Raw genomic sequence first — 19,756 nt, 5'->3', positions numbered from 1 at the left:
AATGAGCAGTCGAGTCCGGTTGTGTGCACGCGGCGACGTGGAACCGGGACAGATGCTGCGCGTCGATATCGCGGGCGTTCCGCCGCTGGCCGCATTCAACATCGACGGCGAGATCCATTGCACCAGCAACCTGTGCACGCACCAGTTCGCCATCCTCACGGACGGATTCTTCGAAGACGATGTGGTCGAATGTCCTCTGCACGGGGGCTGCTTCAATGTCCGCACGGGAGCCGCGCTGGAGTTCCCCTGCAAGACGCCCCTGCGGACCTATCCCGTCACGGCCGTCGGTGAAGATCTTTACGTCGATATCGAATAACGCGAGAGAGACTGGTGAACGAGAGACCGCGCAATCCAGTTCGCGTTTTTCGCCTTTCTGGCTTTTGCGTGGATGTTTACAGCCGCGAGATGGCCCATGGAGCTGCACACGAACGGAGAGTGAGATGCGAACGCTGATCGTTGGCGGAGGCATTGGGGGCTTTTCGCAGCGATCGAGCTGCGCGAAGCTGGAGTGCTCACTTGCATCGATGTCTACGCAAACCCGAGTGCCGAGCACGGCCGGGCCGGCGTCAACATCGCGCCCAATGGTGCGCGGCTGTGCAAGTGGCTCGGCATCGATCTGGATGGTGGCGACCCCAAGGGTCCGCAGGGCGCCATCGACGGAGGCCGCGCCGCGATCCTCGACGCACGACGCGCGATCTTTTCCGACGGCACGGTGTTGCGGAAGCCCATCGATCGCAACACCGCCGCCGACGACAGTGCGGGCTTCCATCACATGCACCGGATGGATCTGCTGATGTCCCTGTACAAGCGGGTGCTGGAACTGGGGCCCGACTCAGGAGTGGGCTGCCCGATCCGCGTGCACATGAACCAGCGTCTGACGGGCCTGAGCCAGGCGCCGGCACCGTCACCGCCCGTTTCGCCGACGGCAGCGTGGCCACCGGAGACTTCTGATCGGTGCCGACGGCATCAACTCCGAAGTGGTCAAGCAGGTGTGGCCCAACAACTCGAAGCGTCGCTGGACCGGGTGACCTGCTATTGCGGCCTGATCCCGCGCGCCGAGGTCGCCCGCCTGCGCAAGGCCGACGGCAGTCCGATGGACCACAATCCCATCGACAGCTTCAGCATGGACGTGCGCAAGACCTAGCGAGCCTCGGCGCTCACCTACTGGGTACGCGGCGGCGAACTGCTCAACAGCTGGTCGGCCTACTACGAACCCGACTAGGCCGAGTTCGAGGGTGACGAGGGCGACTGGTGTTTGCGGCCGATCCTGCCGGGATGCAGGAACGCATGGGTTCCGCGTTTGCCGGTGACGTGCACCTGGACGTTGTGCTGGCCGTGGTCGGCGGCATCGAGAAGCCGACCAAGTGGGGCCTTTACGACCGCGATGCTTTCGAGCACTGGACCGACGGCCGCATCTGCTTGCTCGGTGACGCCGCACACCCGACGCTGCCGACGATGAGCCAGGCCGCCACGCCGAGCTTCGAGGACGGTGCCGCGCTGAGCACGGCTTTCCAGCCACACCGCGAGGACGCGTACTCCGCACTGCTGCATTACGAGCGCGTGCGCCACTACCGCGCCACGCGTTTCCAGTTCGGCTCCAAGTTCCTGTTCAAGCACCTGGAGCCCGACGATTCCTCTGCACGCCGGGCGATCCTCGCGACCGTCGACGAGCGCGACTACCCGTTCTTCAGCCACGAGCAGCGCGCCTGCAACGACATGAACTGGATCTACGCTTTCGACGCGCGGAACATCGGCGACAAGCTGCCCGCGCGAAAGCTAGGGCCCTGGGATTTCCGCTCGCGCTCGGGATCGCTGCAGACCCGCAAGGACATCGCGCAGAACCTGTGGCTGCTGCCGGTTTCGCTCAAGGGCGATCGCAAGATCACGCGCGAGGGAAGTGGCGCAGCACGCCAGCTTCGAGGACTGCTGGATCATCATCCGCGGCAAGGTCTACGACTTCAGCCAGCGGAAGGACCGCCACCCCGGTGGGCCCTTCGTGGCGCGCATGTACGCCGGCAACGACGCGACAGCGAAGTTCGGCGATTACCACTCCAGGCTTGCGGCGAAGCACATGGCGCTTTTCTGCGTCGGCGAACTGGTTTAGCCGTTATCTGCCCCGAAGTCGCGGTGCCGTGGAGTGACCCGAGCCGGATGAGTGCCGACGCCCGGTGCCTCCGATGCTCTCGGGCGTATTCCCCCGCACCTGGGGGCTGGGATAAGGTCGCGCGAGTGCTCCTAGCGGGACGAGGTGACCGATGACGGCAGATGCATTGCACACCCTCCGCTCGCTGAATCTGAACCTGATTCCGATCCTGTATGAGCTGCTCCACTGCGCGAGCGTGTCGGAGACCGCCCGCCGCCTGCACCTGACCCAGTCCACCGTCAGCGGATCGCTGGGCCAACTCCGCATCCTGTTCAAGGACGAACTGCTGGTTCGGAGCGGTCGCACGATGGTGCTCACCGAGAAAGCGCATCGGTTGACCGCCGAGGTCGCTCAGATCGTCAGGCTCACGGATCAGATGGTCAGCGGGATTGCGTTCGATCCGAGCAAGGCCGAGAGTCGATTCAGGATCGCGACGGCGGACTACGTTGCCGTGATGGTGACGAACAAGCTGTCGAGAAAGTTGTTGCGGATCGCACCGTCGGTGAGCGTGTCGATGTTGCCTACGCCGGGCACGTCCGGGAAAGAGCTTCGTTTCGGCTCCCTCGATCTGATCATCTGTCCCACCCGGCACGCCAACCTGCTGGCATGCGGCATCGATCATCTGGATCCTGACTTCTGCTTTCAGCCCTTGATGCGGGACCATCTGGTGGGGATCCGGGCGCGGCAGGTCGAAAATGGTTCCACCACGATAGGACTCGAGGAGTACCTGTCCCGTTCGCACGTCATGTACTGCCGGACGGACGGTACGCCGACCGTCGAGCAGGAAGCGCTCGCCGAGCAGGGGCTGGTCCAGAAAACGAAGTACTACATCCCGTACTTCACGCTGATTCCGGAGATCGTCCAGGGGTCCGACCTGCTCGGTGTCGTGCCCAGGCGGCTCGCCGAGCATCACCAGGCCTGGTTCGACATCGAGATCTTCGCGATTCCATATTTCATTCCCTCTCTGGACGTCGCGATGATCTGGCACAAGAATCGATCCGACCATCAGGATCTCACCTGGATGAGGGCCATCCTCCGAGAGGTGATGGACGAGAAGGAAGAATCCAGTCCGTCTGGCTTGCGTTGACGCGCATCCGCCGGAGACACCGAGGCAGCTGGTTCCGCTCCATACCTATTATTCGCGAGTAAAAAAGAGTATCCGTCGACACGCCCGTCAATTCCACCTAGGCCGTCCGTTCCAGAACATGCTGCGTTTTCACTTGTCGCTAGAGATGTCATCGAAAGTAGTCAATGCCTCGCGAACCCATGGGTCGTAGAACAAAGGAAAGCTGATCGGTCTGGAAGCAGTACTGCGATTTAGGGGCAGTAGGGCGATTCGAACGAGCTTCAGGACGCGAAGCGGCTAGGTGAGTGTGCTGCTCAATCTCGCCATTGACACCAACCTACAGCGGGGCGTGATCCAGTGGAGTAGCGCATGAACCACATCTGCCATCATGAGGCAGAACTTTGTGAACTTGACTCGCTAGTCAGCGGGGACGGACGGCCGCCGATCTAGCTCTATGCCGCCAGCGGGAAGCGGTCGCCTACCGTAAACCAGGTGACTCGCAGCGAGACCAACTTCTCAATTCCACGATCTTACGTCAGACAGTTACCCGTTTGGGACGACGGGGGGACTCTTTGCGAACCGCCTACGCATCCGATGCTCGCTCGGGGTCACGCCGAAACGTGCGCGGAACAGTCGGGAGAAGGTCGCGTAGTCGGAAAATCCGAGATCGAGCGCGATATCGGTCATTTTCCGATGGTCGTTACGCTCGTCATCGATGCAACAATGGGCGCGCTCGAGACGGATATCGTGAATCATCTTTGCCGGCGTTATCTGGTGCCCCTTGAAAAGCAGGTAGAGGGCACGTCTCGACATGCAGAGCGTCGTCGCCAGGTCGTCGGGGCCAAGGCCTGGATTGCCGATGTTCTCGACGATGTGGCGTCTGGCCTTATGGAGTCTGGCGTCTCTGGCTGATGCATCGCTTGAGACCCCGCCGGCCTGTTGGATGGAAGCCGACAGTAGCGATTGCACTGCTTGCAAGACGGACTCGCCTTCATCCCGTATCGTCTCCGACGGAAGCCCAACCAGCGTCGTCAGCGCTTCGAATGCAACTTTGGGACGAGCAACGTCGGTCAATTTCGTTCCGCATACTTTCGAGCTGAGGTAATGCCATCCCGAGATCGAGTCGTGCGGTAGCATGAGCACGGCGAACGTGGCTGCGTCGCTGAGCCCTACTCGATAGGGCCTGACGGTGTCGCACACCGCAAACTCTCCGGGTTCGAGCGAGCAGTGCTTGCCGTCCTGCTCAAGAAAGAGAGCTCCCGACTTCTGCCAAAGAAGCTTGACGAAGCCGTTCTCGGCCGCCTCCGCAAGATGTCGCGTTCTGATCACCTCGCTGGCACTCGCTTGAATCGTGGCGAACTCGAATGAGCAAACGCGGTGGGTAGTGACACGAGCGCTGAAGCGCCCGCTGCAGTGATTGCGATGTTCGAGCCAAGGGAAGTGATCGTGAACGAAATCCTTCCAGACTGAAAAGCCTTCGAGCTTTTGAGGTCCCGGGACGGTCAATGCGTCTCGATGCGCGCGCGGGTCGATTTGGCAACGCGGTCCCGTCGCAGTATCCATCCTCCACCTCCTTCCTACTGCTCGCTCGAGTTGCTCGTTGGCAACCCTTGGCATCGTCACTTAATCTCCTCCTCATTGCGAGAAGGACGACGAGGTGACGATCTATTCGTTCCTGACAGTGCCGCTAGAGTTCGACCATCTGAAAATCAGACTTCGGCGCACCGCAATCACGGCAGGTCCATGACTCCGGAACATCTTCCCAGCGCGTCCCTGCGGGGATCCCTTCGTCCGGCACGCCGAGAGCTTCGTCGAAGACGAAGTCGCACACCACGCACTGCCATTTCTTCATACGACGTATAACCTCGGTCTGTTCGGTTCGGTGCGCGGTCGAGCTTGTCGGCGACACCTTCAGAGGAGCGAGGCTAGGTCCTCGTCGCCTCTTCGACCTTCAGGAAATCGGCCTTGTCACGTACGGCGCAATCGGCGCATGCCCAGTCAGTGGGCACCTGATCCCATCGCGTGCCCGGTGCAAACCCTTCGTGAGCGTCACCCTTTTGCTCGTCGTACTCATAACCGCAACTCGGACAACGATACCGAGCCATGATTAGGCGCCGACCGCACTGATGTTGGCGGCCCCGTACTTGGCGAGGATCTCGGCGCGCTTGCTGGGCTGAATGTTGACGCGGGTGATGTCACCGCCGTAGACCTCGAGCACGCGCTTGTCCATCACGGCGCGCCACAGTGGCGGGAAATACGCCAGGGTGAAACACAGTGGGTAGCCCGAGGGCAGTTCGGGCGCCTTGTCACTGCGGAGAGCTTGGTAGCAGCGCGTGGGACGCGCGTGATGGTCCGAGTGACGCTGCAAGTGGTACAGCATCAGATTGGAGATGGCGTGGTCTGCGTTCCATGAGTGTTCGGCGCGGCAGCGCTCGAACCGTCCGTCGGGGAGCTTCTGGCGCAGCAGGCCGTAGTGTTCGATGTAGTTCGACGTCGACAGGAATTGCCAGCCCCAGAACGTCGAGATCAGCAGGAACGGGATCAAGACGACACCCCAAAGCGCGAGGGCTGTCCCGTAGAGCACCGCCGTGATCGCGAAGGACTGCAGCAGTTCATTGGAGGGACTCCAGGCACCTTTGCCCTGGCGATGGAGACGAACCTTCTCGTCGTGCCAAGCGCGCCCGAGTGCGCCTGGAATTTCGCGCAAGACGAACCCGTACAGCGTCTCGCCGAAACGGGAAGAAGCCGGGTCATCGGGGGTCGCGACATCCTTGTGGTGCCCACGGTTGTGCTCGGCGGAAAAGTGGCCGTAGGCGGGCACCGCGAGCACGATCTGGGCAAGGCGCTTCTCGAAGCGCGTGGTCTTGTGGCCGATCTCGTGGCCCACGACCAGTGCCAAGCCGTTGGTCAACGCCACCGCGAGGCTCACGCCCAAATATCCGACCCAGCTGTAGGCCTGAGTCGCGACAGCCCAGGCGCCCACGAGCCACGTCAGATAGAACAGAGGGATGGAGGCGTAGACCAAGAACTTGTAGTACCCGTCCGATTCTAGGTTCGGTACCGCAACATCCGGCGGATTGCGGCTGTCGCGCCCGACCAACCAGTCGGCGATCGGCAGCACGACGTACCAAAGAACGGGGGTGATCCACAACCAGCTGGGGCGATCGGTGACCGCTGTCAGATAGATCCCGAGCACGGGGGAGATGGCGACAAAGAGGGGTAGCCACCACCAGTGACGTTTGTCGTCGCGATAGCTGGTGAGTTCCGCAGGTGCAGCGGCGGGGGAATTGCTCATCTCGGATCTCCAACCAGTCCTGAGGTCATGCCCCGTGGCGACAGCCCGGGACACCTGCCGATCCGCCTACGGCTGCCAATCGCTCGCCGTGACGCAATGGTCATGACACAGCGTAAGCCGCTCCTGTCGTCGAAAACCCGATCCTAGGATGGGTATCCTGACCGCCGATGACGGCGACAATGACGTCGCTGACAGACGCAGTTGCAGGCCACCACGGGATCTTGAAGAAGGCCGATGACGGACCAGGAAACCGGCTTGCGCAAAGACGGATTGATCCGCAGCAAGCTGGTGCCGCCCGTCCAGGACGCCCGCGCCATATCCCGTTCGGTGTTTGTTGCCAAAGCAATAGAAGACCTCCCGCAGAGCAAGCTCGTGACGATCGTCGCGCCGGCGGGTTCGGGCAAATCGAGCTTGATGACGGAGCTGTACGCAGTTTTTACCGAACGGCAGGTGTCGGCGACCTGGCTGGGCCTGGATGCCGAAGACAACGATCCCGCGACTTTCGCGCTCTATTTCATCAGTGCGCTGCAGCAGATCCATCCTGGATTCGCCCATGATGAACTGACCGCCCTGCGGGCGAATCCCGTCCGGGATTTCGATTCGCTCTTCGATAGCCTGCGCCATCGGCTGGGCGGAAGCGCCTTGCCATCGGCCATCTTCCTGGACGACTTCCAGCACATCTCGGATCCCCGCATCCTCCGGTTCCTCAATCGCCTCATCACGCACTTCCCATCGAGCATGTCGGTCGTGGTGGCCAGCCGGCATCGTCTCTCGCTAGAGGTCGCGAAGTTGCGGGTGTCCGGCCGGGTCATCGAGATCGGGCAGGAGGATCTCAACTTCAGCGGCGCCGAAGTCGAACTGTTTCTCAATCGATACCATCAACTCCGGTTGTCGCGCAGTGACCTGCAATCGCTTCTCGAGTCGACCGAGGGCTGGCCCACCGGTATTCAGCTGGCGGCACTGGCGTTGCGCCGCCATCAGGGACCCGCGGCTGACCTCATCCGGACCTTTTCAGGCCGCGATCGCGACCTGACGCGCTACCTGGTTGAATCGGTCATCCGTGCCCAACCCGACAACGTCCGGACCTTTCTGCTGCAGACCTCGCCGTTGCGACGCATGTGCGCGGAACTCTGCGCCGCGACGACGCAGCAGGATGATGCGCGCTCCATGCTCGATTTCATTGGAGACGCGAACCTTTTCCTGATCGCGCTCGATCGTGATGGCGAGTGGTACCGCTACCACCACCTCTTTGCGGAGTTCCTGCAAAACGAATTTCGAAGAAGCGACGCCAAGGGATATCGGGATGCCTGCTTCAGGGCCGCGAAGTGGTGCGAAAGCAATGGGCATCCGTCCGAAGCCATCCGCTACGCGCTCGACGCGGCGCACTTCGAGCAAGCAGCCGATCTCATCGCACGGCACGCGATGCGGGCGTCATTGTTCCGCGGGGATCACTACACCGTCCGCGACTGGATGCGAAATCTGCCGGCCGAGTTTCATTCCCGGCATCCGGAGATTCTGCTGAGCCACGCGTGGTCGTGCGCATTCTCCCGCGACACGCGACACGCCATGGAAGTGTCCCAGAAAGCCATTGATATGCTGGCTTCCGGGGCGGCGGCAGGGTGGGGTCTGTCTGCGGAAGAGCGCGAACGATGGCTGTTGTGGGCGCACACCGTACAGGCGGCGACCAAGGCATGTTCGGACGACATCGACGACTGCATCGCGCGATCGACGTCCCTGTTTCCGCAGGTTCCGAGGGATGAGCCGTTCCTGAGCGCGACGCTGTCCAACTGTCTCAGCTACGGGTACTTCGCACTGCGAGACTTCGAACGAAGCCGCAAGTACGCGCTCCTCGCCCATGAGCACGGCCATGGGGCGGACGCTTCCTACCTGTCCGCCTGGGGCGACTTCCTCCATGGCCTCGTCGACGTTGAACTCGGTCAGTTGCGTGCAGCAAGCAACCTTGGGCATCGCGTCCAGCGGGATTCGCGGGGGCTCGGCCTGGGTCAGAAGAGCTACGTGGGCGGCCTGTCCGCGCTGCTCGATGCGGAGATCGCGGTCCAGCGGTGCGATTTCGAGCGTGCGATGTCCTCCATCGACATCGGACGCGCTTTCAAGGAAATCTTTGGGCCGGTGGAACCTCAGCTTGTCGCCTTGCGCAACGAGGCTCGCCTACATGCCTTCCACAATAGGCTGGACCTGGCGGTGCAGGTTCTCCAGGAGGGGCAGGATGCCGCACTGCGGGAACAGCATCGCAGGCTGTATCTCTCACTCGCGCTCGAGGAAGCGTCGCTCCAACTGACGGCGGGGGACGTCACGGGCGCGGCGGCCACGGCCCGTCGAACGCGATTGCTGGATGTCGAGACCGGGAATGGTGGTGTGTCGCGCGCACAGCGTGATGCGCTGAAGCTCATCGACGCGCGTTTCAAGCTCGCCTTCGGAGACGCCAAATCGGCCGTGCGGCTTCTGACCACGCTTCAGCAGTCGCGCGGCGCGGAAAGCGCGGGAGGATTCTTCCTTACGGTCACGACGCATCGCGCAGTGGCGCTGTGGGATATGGGGCAGGAGAGCGATGCCGCCCGGCAGCTCAATCGGGCGTTGGTATCTGCGGCCCCCGAGTTCCATGCCTATCCCATTTCGTCAGCGGGGCGTTCCCTGCTGCCCGCGCTGGCATTCGTGTGTGACAGACGCTCCGCTGCCCCAGCAGAAGGCCTGCAGCCCTTGCTTGATCTGCAAACTTTCCTGATGTCGACCCTTCGTGGGGATGCCGCAACGCGAAACGCGGACGATGCTCCCGCCATCGCATCCGTTTCAAGTCATGTGGAGCCCCTGACCGCTAGAGAGATCGAATTGCTTCGCTTGCTACACGCTGGACTGACAAATCGGAAGCTGGCAGACGCCCTGCTGGTCTCTGTTCCGACCATCAAATGGCACCTGCATAACGTCTACAGCAAGCTGGGCGTGGGAAACAGAGGTGCCGCCTTGGCGACGGCGCTTCGCATGGGATTGCTCTCTGATACGTCGCGCTGACACCAGTGCCATGCCCGACAACTGGCCGCATCCCGACGCAGCTACCTGCGCAACGGTCACCCGGACAAATCGTCAGCTACTTCGGGATTCCGTCGGCCGCGTCCCAGCGGAGACGGCGCCGCGGGGTGGGCTATGTTCGTCATCGCACAGATGCCGCACCCGATTACGGTGAGTCTCCGTCCTGGCAGGGTCAAGCCGAAATCCGTCGCATCGGCCGCCGGCTTCGGCATGAGGGGCGAGTGCCAGCGCCGATCTCCGTATCCCTGTCGTCCCCTTAAAGCTTCACCCACCTTGCGGTCACTGGCGGGCGACGGCTCCTGGCACAACTCAGTCGGTCCGCCGAATCTTGTGAGTGTCCGTCTCGGGGGCGGGCAGGGGGAGACGACAATCGCCCCTTATCGAGGGTAGGGAAGGGACGGCGATTGTCTCGGACGTGCCAATACCGGACCATGACGGTTGGCCGCTTATGGGCGGCCTAACGTCCAGCATCAACTGGAAGGGTCATCAAGTGGGGTGGTCCTAGCGCCGCTACTTGCATAGCTACCGAAGCTGGAGCTCCAAGTGCGGGTCAGGCCCCTTGCCGCTGCAGGCGGTGAATCGAGGCGTCGACACGGCACGGCGGTTGGTGTCGTTCGTCGGCTCGAGTCAGGGCTTGACGCGAACGCAGTGGGCGCAAGCAGCGCCGAACGGCGCCAACCCAACCCGCGGAGCGATGTCTGGAGCTGGACCCAACAAAAGGCCCCCTTTCGGGGGCCGTAACGCGCGTGGAGCGTCCCTCAATCGGACGCCGACGCTGCCGCTTAGTCCAACTTATGCCCACAGTGCCGACAGATTTTGCCTGGGAATCCACCAAAGGTAGGTATGCCCAGAACCGAGCCCCTAAAGGCAACAGGCGTTCCACACTGGGGACACGTGATCCGAATCATCACTATCCACGCGCCGATCACCCAAACAGCCAGAAGAGCGAGTGCTAACCGCGACTGGGTCTCGGCGATGATGAACATCAGTATCAAGCTGCCCATCACCGTTACCATCATGGACATATGAAATTGAGTACGTGGAGATTTGTTCATTTGCACATCCCGCCGAGAAGGGCGATTTCCGAGTAGGTCGAGGGAGTAGCCGAACTCGAAGTTTCCTCGAGCACTGCCAATTCGGGGCCGAGCGCTAATCCCCTAACCGTGCAGCCGTCGAGGCACGTTTCCCGCTAATGCGATCAGGGATTGCGGACGGGCGAGGGGACGCGGCATCCCGTGGCGGCGCGAATCTTCCTAAAAAAGGAAATTCGCGGGTGGTTCTCAGACTAGCTCAATAATGGCGCCGTCTATCTTTCTCCAGAGCGCAGTTCCTTCGAAGCTCACGTAAGGATGGCTTGAACGCGGCTCACTTATTTTGCTCTATTGGGCCTTTCGGCCAGATTCTTCGACCATTGAAATCGATCTGCGGTTCCAACAGCGTTGAGGACTTCCGACGAGCCGTGGAGAGGGTTAAGTGGAGGCCATTCATTTCTGCTGATACCAATCGGCGCCACGATATCGTGCTGGCACATCGACATCGGAAGAAATATCAATTCCCAGTTTCTCCAGCTCATCGAACCATGCGTCCCTCAGCGAGGTTGGTAACCTCGCTCCGCACCATGGGCAATATGCAATTTCGCTCGTGCTCGTACCGCCGTCGAGGATTCTTAGTCCGAATTCTCGAAATTTCGGAATGTACACGACCGGATTTTGCGGATCAGCAATTGCATCGCTCATCGCCGCGCAGCATTGTTCACTCATAGGTCAATCTTCCTGCCAGGGGCTGGCGGCTTAGTCATCGCGCCTGTCTCCGGATTAGCGGAGCCGAGATGGCGCCCTCTGGGATCATAGGTTTCAATGTCTCCATGCGTATGGTCCCATTCGTAGAATCTCCGCTCTTTTCCGGTCTTACCATTGGTCTTTGTTTTCCCACGGTACGGCTTTAGGCCCTTCCAAAAATCGCCCTGCTTTCCTTCGTTCAACATGCACGAATCGCCAACAGCGTCGGCGTCCATATCCGACATCAAGATGCGGGCTCCATTGCACAACGGATTCATCAAACACACAACGTTCAAAACGTCATCTGGAATCGGATGAATCTGCTGATGCTCGGGATTAGGGTTGCCAGCAATCCCGCCGGCGATCGCCACTCCACCAGAAGCTCCTGGCAAGACACCCACCACAGCCTGTAAACCACTGGGGTCAACGTAGGAGATCGGATTCCCTCCGACATAGGCGTAGGTGTTGATCCCTCCATCCAGCCCAATCGGATCCGACTCCAGGTATCTGCCCAGGCTGGGGTCGTAATACCGGGCGTGGTTGTAAAACAGGTCCGATTCATCGTCGTAGTACTGCCCGGGATAGCGCAGGTTGAAGACAAATTTCACCAACTGTCCGGCAGGACGGTCATACGGCGCGCCGCCCCCAAACGGTGCCGGGTCCCAGGCCCAGACAGGAACCTGGTTTGGGCCGTCGATCTGTCGAGGTGCGTCTCGCCAGTCGGAGTGGATGGCGTAAATCTGGTTGGCGGCGATCATCGAAACCGGCATGGTGCCCAGGTACACGATCTCGGCGACGATGCCATGGGTCTGATTGAACTCGGCGACCAGCTTCCCGTCGAGATCGTAGGCAAACCTGCGAGCCACCCCGTTGACAGTCTTCTGCACGCGCTGACCCAGACCGTCGTACAAGTAAGCAGCAAGCTTTCCTGTCGCGGTGTACGAGGCCAATTTCCCATCGGCGTTGTACGTGTAGCTGCGCTGACCCTGGTTGTACGTCGTTCGGTTCCCGGTCGCGTCGTAGCCAATCCTCGACGACAGTGATGAGAGTGAATGCTCTCTGCTAACGGACTCAGCGGTCGGCACCACGGCCGTCGGACCGAACACCGATGCGGTTATTGCTGCATACCGTCTACTAAGGTTCGACCATCAAATCCAATACGCAAACTGCATGCTGCGCGATGACGCTCAGGTATTGCCGTCCGCCGCGGCTGCCCGGTTCAAAATTCTAAGTCGGCTGGCGATGTCGTCGATCGCTGGCATGTTTGGCCTACACCTTTGGATCGCGTTCTCTCTCATTGTCGGCCACGAGGTCGGTCATTTCCTTGAGGTACTCATCGTTTGGCTTGCCATCACGATGATGGCTGGACGAGCGTTCGAAGAGGGCCTGCAGCCTGGTCGAGAGATCGAACGTTACTCACACTACCGGGCAAATCTTAAGCGCCTTCTGCGGCTGCTAGACCAAGCTGATAGTGCTCCTGAGAAGCAAAGACTTATGAGCGAGGCGGAACGGATCGTCTACCAGGAGTTGCGTGGCTTCCTGCTCTTGCACGAAGACTCAAAGTTCGTGCTTTGACTTCACCATATGCCGTCCCTTCGTACATACAGCGTCTTTATCTGCCATGACTGGGAGTACAGTGATCACTATCACGGGGTCTGCAACTTTCTGAACCGAGCGCCGAACTTCGTTTGGAAGAATCTCAGCGTTCCGGAGCATGATCCGCTGGAAAACGATCAGATGTTGCAAAAGAATCTTCGCGATCAGATTCGCCCCGCCGAAGTCATGCTTGCTCTCGCCGGGATGTATTCGGCAAGGAGTGACTCAATGATTTGGGAGGTAGCCTTTGCGCGCCGCATTGGTCTCCCCGTCATCGGCGTGATGCCTCGAGGAAATGTGCAATTGCCCGCGATGATCCAACATGCGGCCTGCGATATTGTCGGCTGGAGCGAAGGGAGCATTGTCGGTGCGATTCGCCATCACTCACTGCGAACTTAGGCTAGAGATCCAGCAGCCTGGCTGCTTCGCTCTCGAATAGCTCTCCCGTCCGATAATAGCCCATGACGGTTGCGGCTTGTCGGTGCTCGGTCATTGCCATGATGTCTCCAAGAGGCACTTTGCGGCGGCCTGCTTCTGTCACAAATCCCGACCTCAGGCTGTGACCTGCCCAATCACCCTCGATTCCAGCAAGGGCGGCACGTCGCTTCACGATTGACGCTACGGAAGAGGGCGCCAAGCCAGGACCTACCGTACCCTTCCAAAGTCGCCTGAAGAGCGGCCCATCGACGATCCTTGCCTGAATCAGCCATGTGGTCATCGCGATTGCGGCCACACCTCGGATTGGCTTGTCAGGTCGCGTCGTTCCAGCATGGCTGCCGGCCTGATTCGTTTTGGAGTGGTCAAGCCGGAACATATACGTGTCGTCATCGACTTTGCGCAGCTGATCCATAGTCGCCGCAGACACTTCCGATCGCCGCCGCCCGCCGCTGGCCCACGCAAAAAGCAGCAGCGCGCGGTCGCGGACTCCTTCAAGACTGTCGTCGCAGGTGGCCAGCATGGCCTCGAGTGGCTCTCGCGTGGCTGCGGTTTTCTTTCTCGGCGTTTCCCCGCGCTTCGCTGCAGCGCGCTTGGCCCTCGAGATCAGGTGTCGAACTTCTGCATCCTCACAGGGGTTCGCTTGGTGCCGTAACTGATGCAGCTTCGACAGCACAGATATACGGTTCGTGATGGTCGCCATCTTCAGCGGCCCCTGGAACGCCTTGAACCCAGCCATGACCAGCTGCTCATCGATTGCCGCAGGCAGCTCCATGACAAGTACGCCGGCTTTCAGTCGTCCGGTGTGATCGACGATGAACTGCACCACGACCGTTACCGGAACGGGCAGGGCGAGCGGCTTGCCGTATCGCGCCATAGCCCAGGCGCACCAGTAGCGCATCGCACTTCGGTAGGTCCGCCGCGTGTTCTCCGATTCGCCGGCGATGAGGATTTCCTCGGCGGCTTTCCGGGCCTGGTCGCCGAGTTCGGTCGGAGACAGGGGAGGGGTGTTGCCCGGCTGCGGAGCTATTGCCCGAGATTTCGTCCGTTTCGCCAGTCGCTGGGTCGTCACGAATCGCACCTATTCGATATGTATACTGTAGTAAATATATCACAAAGACAGTCATAGTCACGATAAGCATCACTTATCGTCGGTACGGTAAGCAAGGGCAGGGGACCGACTATCGGAGAAGGAAGATGGCGCGAGGCATATCGGATCAAGACGTGTTCGAGGCGGCGGACGCTCTGCTGGGACGGGGCGAACGGCCGACTATCGAGCGCGTGCGACAAGAATTAGGTCGGGGCTCGCCGAATACCGTGAATCGCCATCTTGACGCGTGGTGGGCGGCCCTGTCGGACCGTATCCGCGGTAAGAGCGCTGAATCGTTGCCACCGCCCCTCGTCAACCTCTGCCGGCAGCTGTACGAGGGAATGCGTGACCAGGCTGCAGTCGAGGCCAGACGCGTTGCGAGCGAGATCGAGAGCCGCTTAGAAACCGATCGGCGCGAACTCGAGGCTCAGTTATCCGCAGTCGTCGTCGAGCGAGCCGCGGTTTCATCGGCTTCTGACAAGTTTATGCAGGAGATCTCAGCGCTGCGGGCCCGAACGGAGGAACTCGTGGAGGAGAGGGCCCAATTGCAGGCCCAGATTGCCGAACTGAACGCGGCCAATCGGCGCGCAGAGGCCAGCTCACAGGCAGATAAAGCCACTCTCACCACCCTTCAGTCTCAACACATGGCTGAGGTTCAGCGGATCCGCGCCCAATGGGAAGGCAACGAAACCCGCTGGCTCAAGGAGATCGACCACCTTCGCGATGAGGCTAAACGGGCGCGCGCGCAACACGAGAAGGAGGTCAGAACTCTCCAGGAGCGGCTGAGACTTGCCGATCAGTCTTTAGCGGCCAGTCTGAAAGAAAAAGGCACCCTGCAGACCGAGCTCGCACGAATCGATCGCTCGTTGCAGAAAGAACGAGAGGCCAGGCTCCGTGCAGAAGCGGCCCATGCCGCAACCAGGGCGGTCGTCTCAAGGCTTCGTCCTACCTCGCCCAGGGGCGGCCACCCTCGGCCCCTCAAAAAGCCTTCAGCGCCGCCTCAGTAGTTGCGAGGGATCCAGACTGAAGGCGTCTGCGAGCTGGTCGAGCACGTCGATCGATACCGCTCGCTGACCTGACTCCACCTGGCTGACGTAGGTTTGGCTGATTCGAGCGCGGCTACCGAGCTCTTCTTGTGACCACTGAACGCGTGCCCGTTCCTGGCGCACGTTGGCTGCCAGCACTTGTCGGGAAGTCAATCTGCGCGGTCGAACCATCCGCACAGGCTTGGTTCGGCCGCCTTTACTGTCTATTTACACTCGTTAATAATCGAGAGGCCGGCGCTCCCAGCGGAAGGGTGTGCGTCCTTCGCTGCGATTAGCGGTCAGTCCGAGATCGCGAGGGACGTCCGAGGATGCGGTCGATTATTGGCCACCCTTTTAGCTCAAGGACGGAGCGTGTCATTCGAACTGGTTTTTGGCGACCGAGAAATTCTTCTCCCGCTGCCTTTTGATGAGCACATCGAGGAACGCCTGATAGAACTTATTCGGCGGGCGGAGTGCTACGTGCCTCCAGATCAGGCGCGCGCAGACCTGGCGAATCGAATTGCGGAGGGGATCGCCATGGTCGTCGCAGGGACCGAGCTTCCACCGACCGAGAAACAGGTGAAGTACGCGGTAGCGATCGCGAGGGAGCTATCTCTCCAGATTCCAGCGCAAGTTCTGCAGTTCCGCGACGCAATGACCACGTTCCTGGGCCGTCATGCAGAGGAGTACCGGAAACGGAAAGGATATGGAGGAAGCAGCAATCGGGTCGATGTGAAAGGCTCCGACCCGGAGGCGCCCACGTGAGTGAGAGGGCCAATGGGTCTGATACATCGACTGGCTGGGGAAGCGGATCGGGTTCTGATGGCGCGCATCAACTTGCTCTGAGGCGAGCCGAAGAAGTCTTCGAGGATCCAGATGTGGCACGGCAGTGGCTCTCGTCGCCCAGCTTGGTGCTCGGTCTCGCGATTCCTCTGGATTTACTGAACGATCGATACGGCTTCCGCCAGGTGTTGAAGGCGCTCGCAGCGATCGAGCATGGCATACCGCCTTGAAGCGAAGAGCAGAACTACTAGCCAAACAGCAAGAGATCCATGTTCCAAACGCTCGAGGGTGCCGAACTGACGTCGCCGCCGTTTCGGCACTATGAAGCGGCGGGTTCTCAGTCGTGGGCTTACGTGCTTCAACCCATCGACATCCCGTGGTTCCACGTACGAGTGGGTGTCGGGAGCGACACTCGCGTCGTCTTCGCTTCCCACGTCTCGAACTGGGTTCATCTGCCGCAAGAGGCCCGCGGTGACACGCTGCGCCTGATCGATGTGCGCCTCGTCAGTCCCGGATGGCTCAACGGCACCGCAGATTGGATGATGGAACCGTTGGAGGAAGTTCTGGAGGGGGTAGACGAGGCCAGCGGAGAGGTAGGCTGGATCTTTCTGATCGGCCTCGGCCGACGCTACGTCCAACCCGCGGTCGGTTCGACATCAGGTGAACTGACGAGGCTGAAGCGCATTTTCCGCATTCGGCCGGTCGGGCCGTTCGAAGCACGCGCTTCAGACACAGTTCAATGAGCGGGCGTTGTGTACGGACGGCTGCCTACGCCGGGTGGCAGGGACGACCGCCAGTTCGTCGGCGTTACGCCAACTGGACACGATTAGCTTTCCGAAGGGTGACATTGAGGCTCGCTTCGAAAACATCCGCACGGTGCTGGAGCGGAATAGCTGTGCGATAGCCCCTCGGCGTCTGTGTCCAGGCCAAAGCATGCGTCGGTTCGCGCGGTCGTTTGCGCATCAGACCAACTGTGTGTGCGCCGATTAGGCCGAAAGAGGCACGCGATCAACTTTCTACGAGGAGTGGCTTGCCGCAGATCGAGGCGCGCGGGCCTGCGCGACAAAAAAAGGCGCGAATTCGCGTGGCGGAAAGAGCCCATTCAGGCACTGCGCCGCGACGCCGAGGCGCGATTAGACCTCAGGGACGAAGGTCTGGCGGGCCGCTGGCATCGAATGGCTTGCGCGTGGGTATGTCCAAACTTGTTTGACGATCAACGCCTTTCCGGCTTCAAGGCACCGCCCATTTCACTGCGCAGCGCTTTGGCAAGTTTGCGTCCTTGAATGCGCGGGGAAACAGCCGAGACCGACACCAAGGACGCTCCTGGAATGCGCGGGATCCGCGCGAGGAACAAGTCAGGCCAGCTCAGGGACAAACGGGACGACGTGCGCGTAGGCACGATCGAACAGAAATACAGCCGCGACTTCGGGGTCCGTAGCGATATGCACCTCGGTACGCTGCTGGAGCAAGCGAAGAAGGCGTCGCTGAACGATTTGATCGCCAGCAAGCTGGGGCGGAAGCCAAGATAAGTCCGCGCAGGGCGAAGCCTGCGTCGCCTTTAGAGATAAAGCGCCTGAATCGACTCAAGAAACGGTCGGGGTCGGCGTCTACTTAAAGATGACGCAGGGCGGCTGCGTCATTAACTAGCAAACGGCGCCTTCAAAGAAGATGCGCCGACACGAGGTACACAACCAAGTCGCGGAGCAGTCCAATTGCTGATGATTTTATATTTAACATAATATTCAATGCGTCCAATGCGAAGCAGAAAGGACCGAGGCGCGCGCGACTCCGAACAGACCGTCCAGAACTGACGTGGGAAACATCGACGCAGGATTGGCCAGCGGACCTTTTGGAGCGCCAAACACGACGGGCGTACGCCGCCTATTCACGATCGTTTGATGCAGCCATCGAGGCCCTGCCGTCGACGGCACGCTCAGAAGCACGACGGCAGATTGGTTACGCGTCCAACGAGCTGAGCGCAGCAGCATCAAGGCTCTTGAAGGTGATCCAGCTCGGGGATCGGGAAACGATGACGGCAAAGACACGCAGCGTGATCGAAACCACGCTGGCAACGGGCGTTTTTGAGGCGCTAGTTCGGACTGACCCGGAGGACACGCCATGAGCATCGGCGTGCGTCTCCTGAACGCTGCAAAGGCCCTTGCCGGGACTGATCTACAGATCTCGCAAGATCTAGGAATCTGCCAAAGCACGCTGTCGAAAATCCGCGACGGAAGCTGTCCGATGCGCGTGTACCACGCAGCGCGCCTAAGCGAGCTGCTCGACAAACACTGGTGGGTTGGAGTCGTCCAGGTGCTCATCGAGAACAGCCGGACGACCGAAGAATCGGTGTTCTGGAAACACCGATTCGCCGAACTAAAAAAGCGATATCGAACGGTCGGCCCGAATGGAGACAAGGCCTCCGAGCTGCCGAAAGCACCCACCGCATACACGGGATGGAGATCCAGCGTCGGATTCCAAAAATCGATCGAGGTCTTAGGGTACGAACGGGTGAAGGAGATGACCCCGAAATCGACCTGGGCGAAGCAGGTGCGGAAGCTCAAAGCCCGTGGGATAGAACCGAGGGCGATAGCTCCGAATTGCTTATCGGTGAGCATTTGTCCGGGTAATACTAGGGACCCGGACGCCTCAGGACCCCCTGCCAACGAGGCCCGAGAGTCACACTCATTGGTACTTTGTGCAGGTAATACTAGGGACCTGCACAGCCAAGAAGGCGGGGCCACCTGCGGGCGCGTGCGCTCGTGCCTCGCTTCCGCGTCCTCGGCGGACCCCACCCCTTTTGAAGCCGGGAAGGCAGCGGAACAGGGGCCAGCTCTCGAGAAGGTCGGGACCCTCCTTGCCCCCGATCTCGAGCTGGCCCCTGAAGAAGCCAAGAACGTCACCGAGGCGCGAGCAGAGCTAGCGCAGCCCAAAGGCCCCGCCCGCGGGATAAGCGACGGTTATGAGCTAGCAGCCAGGCCATCCGTGGGGCTTCCGCCCCACACCCCCGGGAAGGCTTCGGAGATGGCGCCATGATCCCTCTAGACGCCAAGCGGCGGGCGTACACGCCAAGCCAGCTCATGGAGCTAGTGCTGAGAGCGCAGCTGCTCGAAAAACGCCGGCAGCACCTGCAGCGATTGGCAAACATCCGGCTGGACCAAGCAAAGGGGAAAACGGGGTCCGACTGGGCCACAGCGCGCGAGCTGCACATCACCCCTCAGCGCCTCAGCGACGTGCGAAAGGGACGTCGACGGCTAACGCCAGAATCTGCTGTACGGCTCGCCCGGCTGTTGGACACGCAGCCTTTCACCGCCCTCGCCCATGCGATGGCCGATAACGCGAAAAACCGGCAGTCCAGGCACTTCTGGCTGATGGTCGGACTCGGCCAATGGCCTTTTATTCCAGATAGTTACAACGACTGGGCGCACTCTTCGAAGAAACGGAAGTACTCAACTGGAGGATACTGAATCGTATGAACGGTCAATCTTTATCTGATCTATTCA

Annotated in this window: 21 protein-coding genes; 13 read left to right on the top strand and 8 right to left on the bottom strand. The window is 60.6% G+C overall.

What is annotated here, in order from left to right; translation table 11 throughout:
* Position 1: 1 nt before the first annotated feature.
* The 4 genes from DFR24_RS04850 (at position 2) to DFR24_RS04835 (ending at position 3,230) form a co-directional block, all read left to right on the top strand.
* Complete coding sequence (locus DFR24_RS04850; protein ID WP_133880192.1) at positions 2-316, top strand: non-heme iron oxygenase ferredoxin subunit; 315 nt, start codon at positions 2-4, stop codon at positions 314-316.
* 192 nt (positions 317-508) lie between these two features.
* Complete coding sequence (locus tag DFR24_RS04845) at positions 509-1,144, top strand: hypothetical protein (protein WP_133880191.1); 636 nt, start codon at positions 509-511, stop codon at positions 1,142-1,144.
* 182 nt (positions 1,145-1,326) lie between these two features.
* Entirely contained in the window at positions 1,327-2,259 is a 933-nt protein-coding gene (locus DFR24_RS25525; RefSeq protein WP_162851045.1) for an FAD-dependent monooxygenase, read from the top strand.
* A complete protein-coding gene (locus tag DFR24_RS04835) occupies positions 2,256-3,230 on the top strand; it encodes a LysR family transcriptional regulator (RefSeq protein ID WP_133880189.1) in 975 nt (324 codons plus the stop codon). The genes DFR24_RS25525 and DFR24_RS04835 overlap by 4 nt, the downstream gene beginning before the upstream one ends.
* A 522-nt stretch (positions 3,231-3,752) precedes the next feature.
* Here the strand turns inward: DFR24_RS04835 and DFR24_RS04830 are convergent.
* The 4 genes from DFR24_RS04830 to DFR24_RS04815 form a co-directional block, all read right to left on the bottom strand.
* Entirely contained in the window at positions 3,753-4,772 is a 1,020-nt protein-coding gene (locus tag DFR24_RS04830) for a helix-turn-helix domain-containing protein (protein WP_162851044.1), read from the bottom strand.
* 124 nt (positions 4,773-4,896) lie between these two features.
* The gene (locus DFR24_RS04825) at positions 4,897-5,061 is read right to left on the bottom strand and encodes a rubredoxin (RefSeq protein ID WP_133880187.1); all 165 of its coding nucleotides are present in this window, start codon (positions 5,059-5,061) and stop codon (positions 4,897-4,899) included.
* A 73-nt stretch (positions 5,062-5,134) separates the two neighbouring features.
* Positions 5,135-5,314, bottom strand: coding sequence for a rubredoxin (locus DFR24_RS04820; protein ID WP_133880186.1), 180 nt, complete (start codon positions 5,312-5,314; stop codon positions 5,135-5,137).
* A gap of 2 nt (positions 5,315-5,316) precedes the next feature.
* Positions 5,317-6,504, bottom strand: coding sequence for an alkane 1-monooxygenase (locus tag DFR24_RS04815; protein WP_133880185.1), 1,188 nt, complete (start codon positions 6,502-6,504; stop codon positions 5,317-5,319).
* Between the two features lie 234 nt (positions 6,505-6,738).
* Here DFR24_RS04815 and DFR24_RS04810 point away from each other — a divergent pair, with 234 nt between their 5' ends.
* Positions 6,739-9,531 (top strand): LuxR C-terminal-related transcriptional regulator, encoded by a 2,793-nt coding sequence (locus DFR24_RS04810; RefSeq protein ID WP_133880184.1) that lies wholly within the window; start codon positions 6,739-6,741, stop codon positions 9,529-9,531.
* Positions 9,532-11,033: 1,502 nt separating this feature from the next.
* Here DFR24_RS04810 and DFR24_RS04805 read toward each other — a convergent pair.
* Both DFR24_RS04805 and DFR24_RS25125 read right to left on the bottom strand, forming a co-directional pair.
* Positions 11,034-11,309, bottom strand: a complete 276-nt coding sequence (locus DFR24_RS04805; protein WP_133880183.1) for a DUF6980 family protein — start codon at positions 11,307-11,309, stop codon at positions 11,034-11,036.
* Positions 11,306-12,277, bottom strand: coding sequence for an RHS repeat-associated core domain-containing protein (locus DFR24_RS25125; protein WP_133880182.1), 972 nt, complete (start codon positions 12,275-12,277; stop codon positions 11,306-11,308). The genes DFR24_RS04805 and DFR24_RS25125 overlap by 4 nt, the downstream gene beginning before the upstream one ends.
* Positions 12,278-12,497: 220 nt before the next feature.
* Here DFR24_RS25125 and DFR24_RS04795 point away from each other — a divergent pair, with 220 nt between their 5' ends.
* Both DFR24_RS04795 and DFR24_RS04790 read left to right on the top strand, forming a co-directional pair.
* Positions 12,498-12,902, top strand: a complete 405-nt coding sequence (locus DFR24_RS04795) for a hypothetical protein (RefSeq protein ID WP_133880181.1) — start codon at positions 12,498-12,500, stop codon at positions 12,900-12,902.
* A gap of 9 nt (positions 12,903-12,911) precedes the next feature.
* Positions 12,912-13,322, top strand: a complete 411-nt coding sequence (locus DFR24_RS04790) for a TIR domain-containing protein (protein WP_133880180.1) — start codon at positions 12,912-12,914, stop codon at positions 13,320-13,322.
* A 1-nt stretch (position 13,323) separates the two neighbouring features.
* Here the strand turns inward: DFR24_RS04790 and DFR24_RS04785 are convergent, their stop codons facing one another.
* The gene (locus DFR24_RS04785; protein WP_133880179.1) at positions 13,324-14,430 is read right to left on the bottom strand and encodes a site-specific integrase; all 1,107 of its coding nucleotides are present in this window, start codon (positions 14,428-14,430) and stop codon (positions 13,324-13,326) included.
* 125 nt (positions 14,431-14,555) lie between these two features.
* Between DFR24_RS04785 and DFR24_RS04780 the strand changes: the two genes are divergently transcribed.
* Entirely contained in the window at positions 14,556-15,455 is a 900-nt protein-coding gene (locus DFR24_RS04780; RefSeq protein WP_133880178.1) for a DNA-binding protein, read from the top strand.
* Here the strand turns inward: DFR24_RS04780 and DFR24_RS25275 are convergent.
* On the bottom strand, positions 15,438-15,665 hold the full coding sequence (locus DFR24_RS25275) for a helix-turn-helix domain-containing protein (RefSeq protein WP_133880177.1): 228 nt from the start codon (positions 15,663-15,665) through the stop codon (positions 15,438-15,440). The two genes, DFR24_RS04780 and DFR24_RS25275, sit on opposite strands and share 18 nt — an antisense overlap.
* 180 nt (positions 15,666-15,845) lie before the next feature.
* On the opposite strand from DFR24_RS25275, the gene DFR24_RS24675 reads away from it, so the two are divergent.
* From DFR24_RS24675 to DFR24_RS04755, 5 genes are all read left to right on the top strand, one after another.
* Positions 15,846-16,238 carry a hypothetical protein gene (locus tag DFR24_RS24675; RefSeq protein WP_210772452.1) on the top strand — a complete coding sequence of 131 codons (393 nt, stop codon included), beginning with the start codon at positions 15,846-15,848 and terminating at the stop codon, positions 16,236-16,238.
* Entirely contained in the window at positions 16,235-16,486 is a 252-nt protein-coding gene (locus DFR24_RS25270) for an antitoxin Xre/MbcA/ParS toxin-binding domain-containing protein (protein ID WP_210772453.1), read from the top strand. Before DFR24_RS24675 ends, DFR24_RS25270 begins: the two co-directional genes overlap by 4 nt.
* Positions 16,487-16,525: 39 nt before the next feature.
* Positions 16,526-16,999, top strand: coding sequence for a hypothetical protein (locus tag DFR24_RS04765; protein ID WP_133880176.1), 474 nt, complete (start codon positions 16,526-16,528; stop codon positions 16,997-16,999).
* Between the two features lie 585 nt (positions 17,000-17,584).
* Positions 17,585-17,785 carry a hypothetical protein gene (locus tag DFR24_RS04760; protein ID WP_210772454.1) on the top strand — a complete coding sequence of 67 codons (201 nt, stop codon included), beginning with the start codon at positions 17,585-17,587 and terminating at the stop codon, positions 17,783-17,785.
* A 1,500-nt stretch (positions 17,786-19,285) separates the two neighbouring features.
* Entirely contained in the window at positions 19,286-19,720 is a 435-nt protein-coding gene (locus DFR24_RS04755; RefSeq protein ID WP_133880175.1) for a helix-turn-helix transcriptional regulator, read from the top strand.
* Positions 19,721-19,756: the final 36 nt, after the last annotated feature.

The sequence above is a fragment of the Panacagrimonas perspica genome (assembly GCF_004364935.1).
Lineage (GTDB): Bacteria > Pseudomonadota > Gammaproteobacteria > Nevskiales > Nevskiaceae > Panacagrimonas > Panacagrimonas perspica.
Note: the sequence above shows the minus strand (reverse complement) of the source record. Positions and strands in the feature narration are given on the sequence as shown.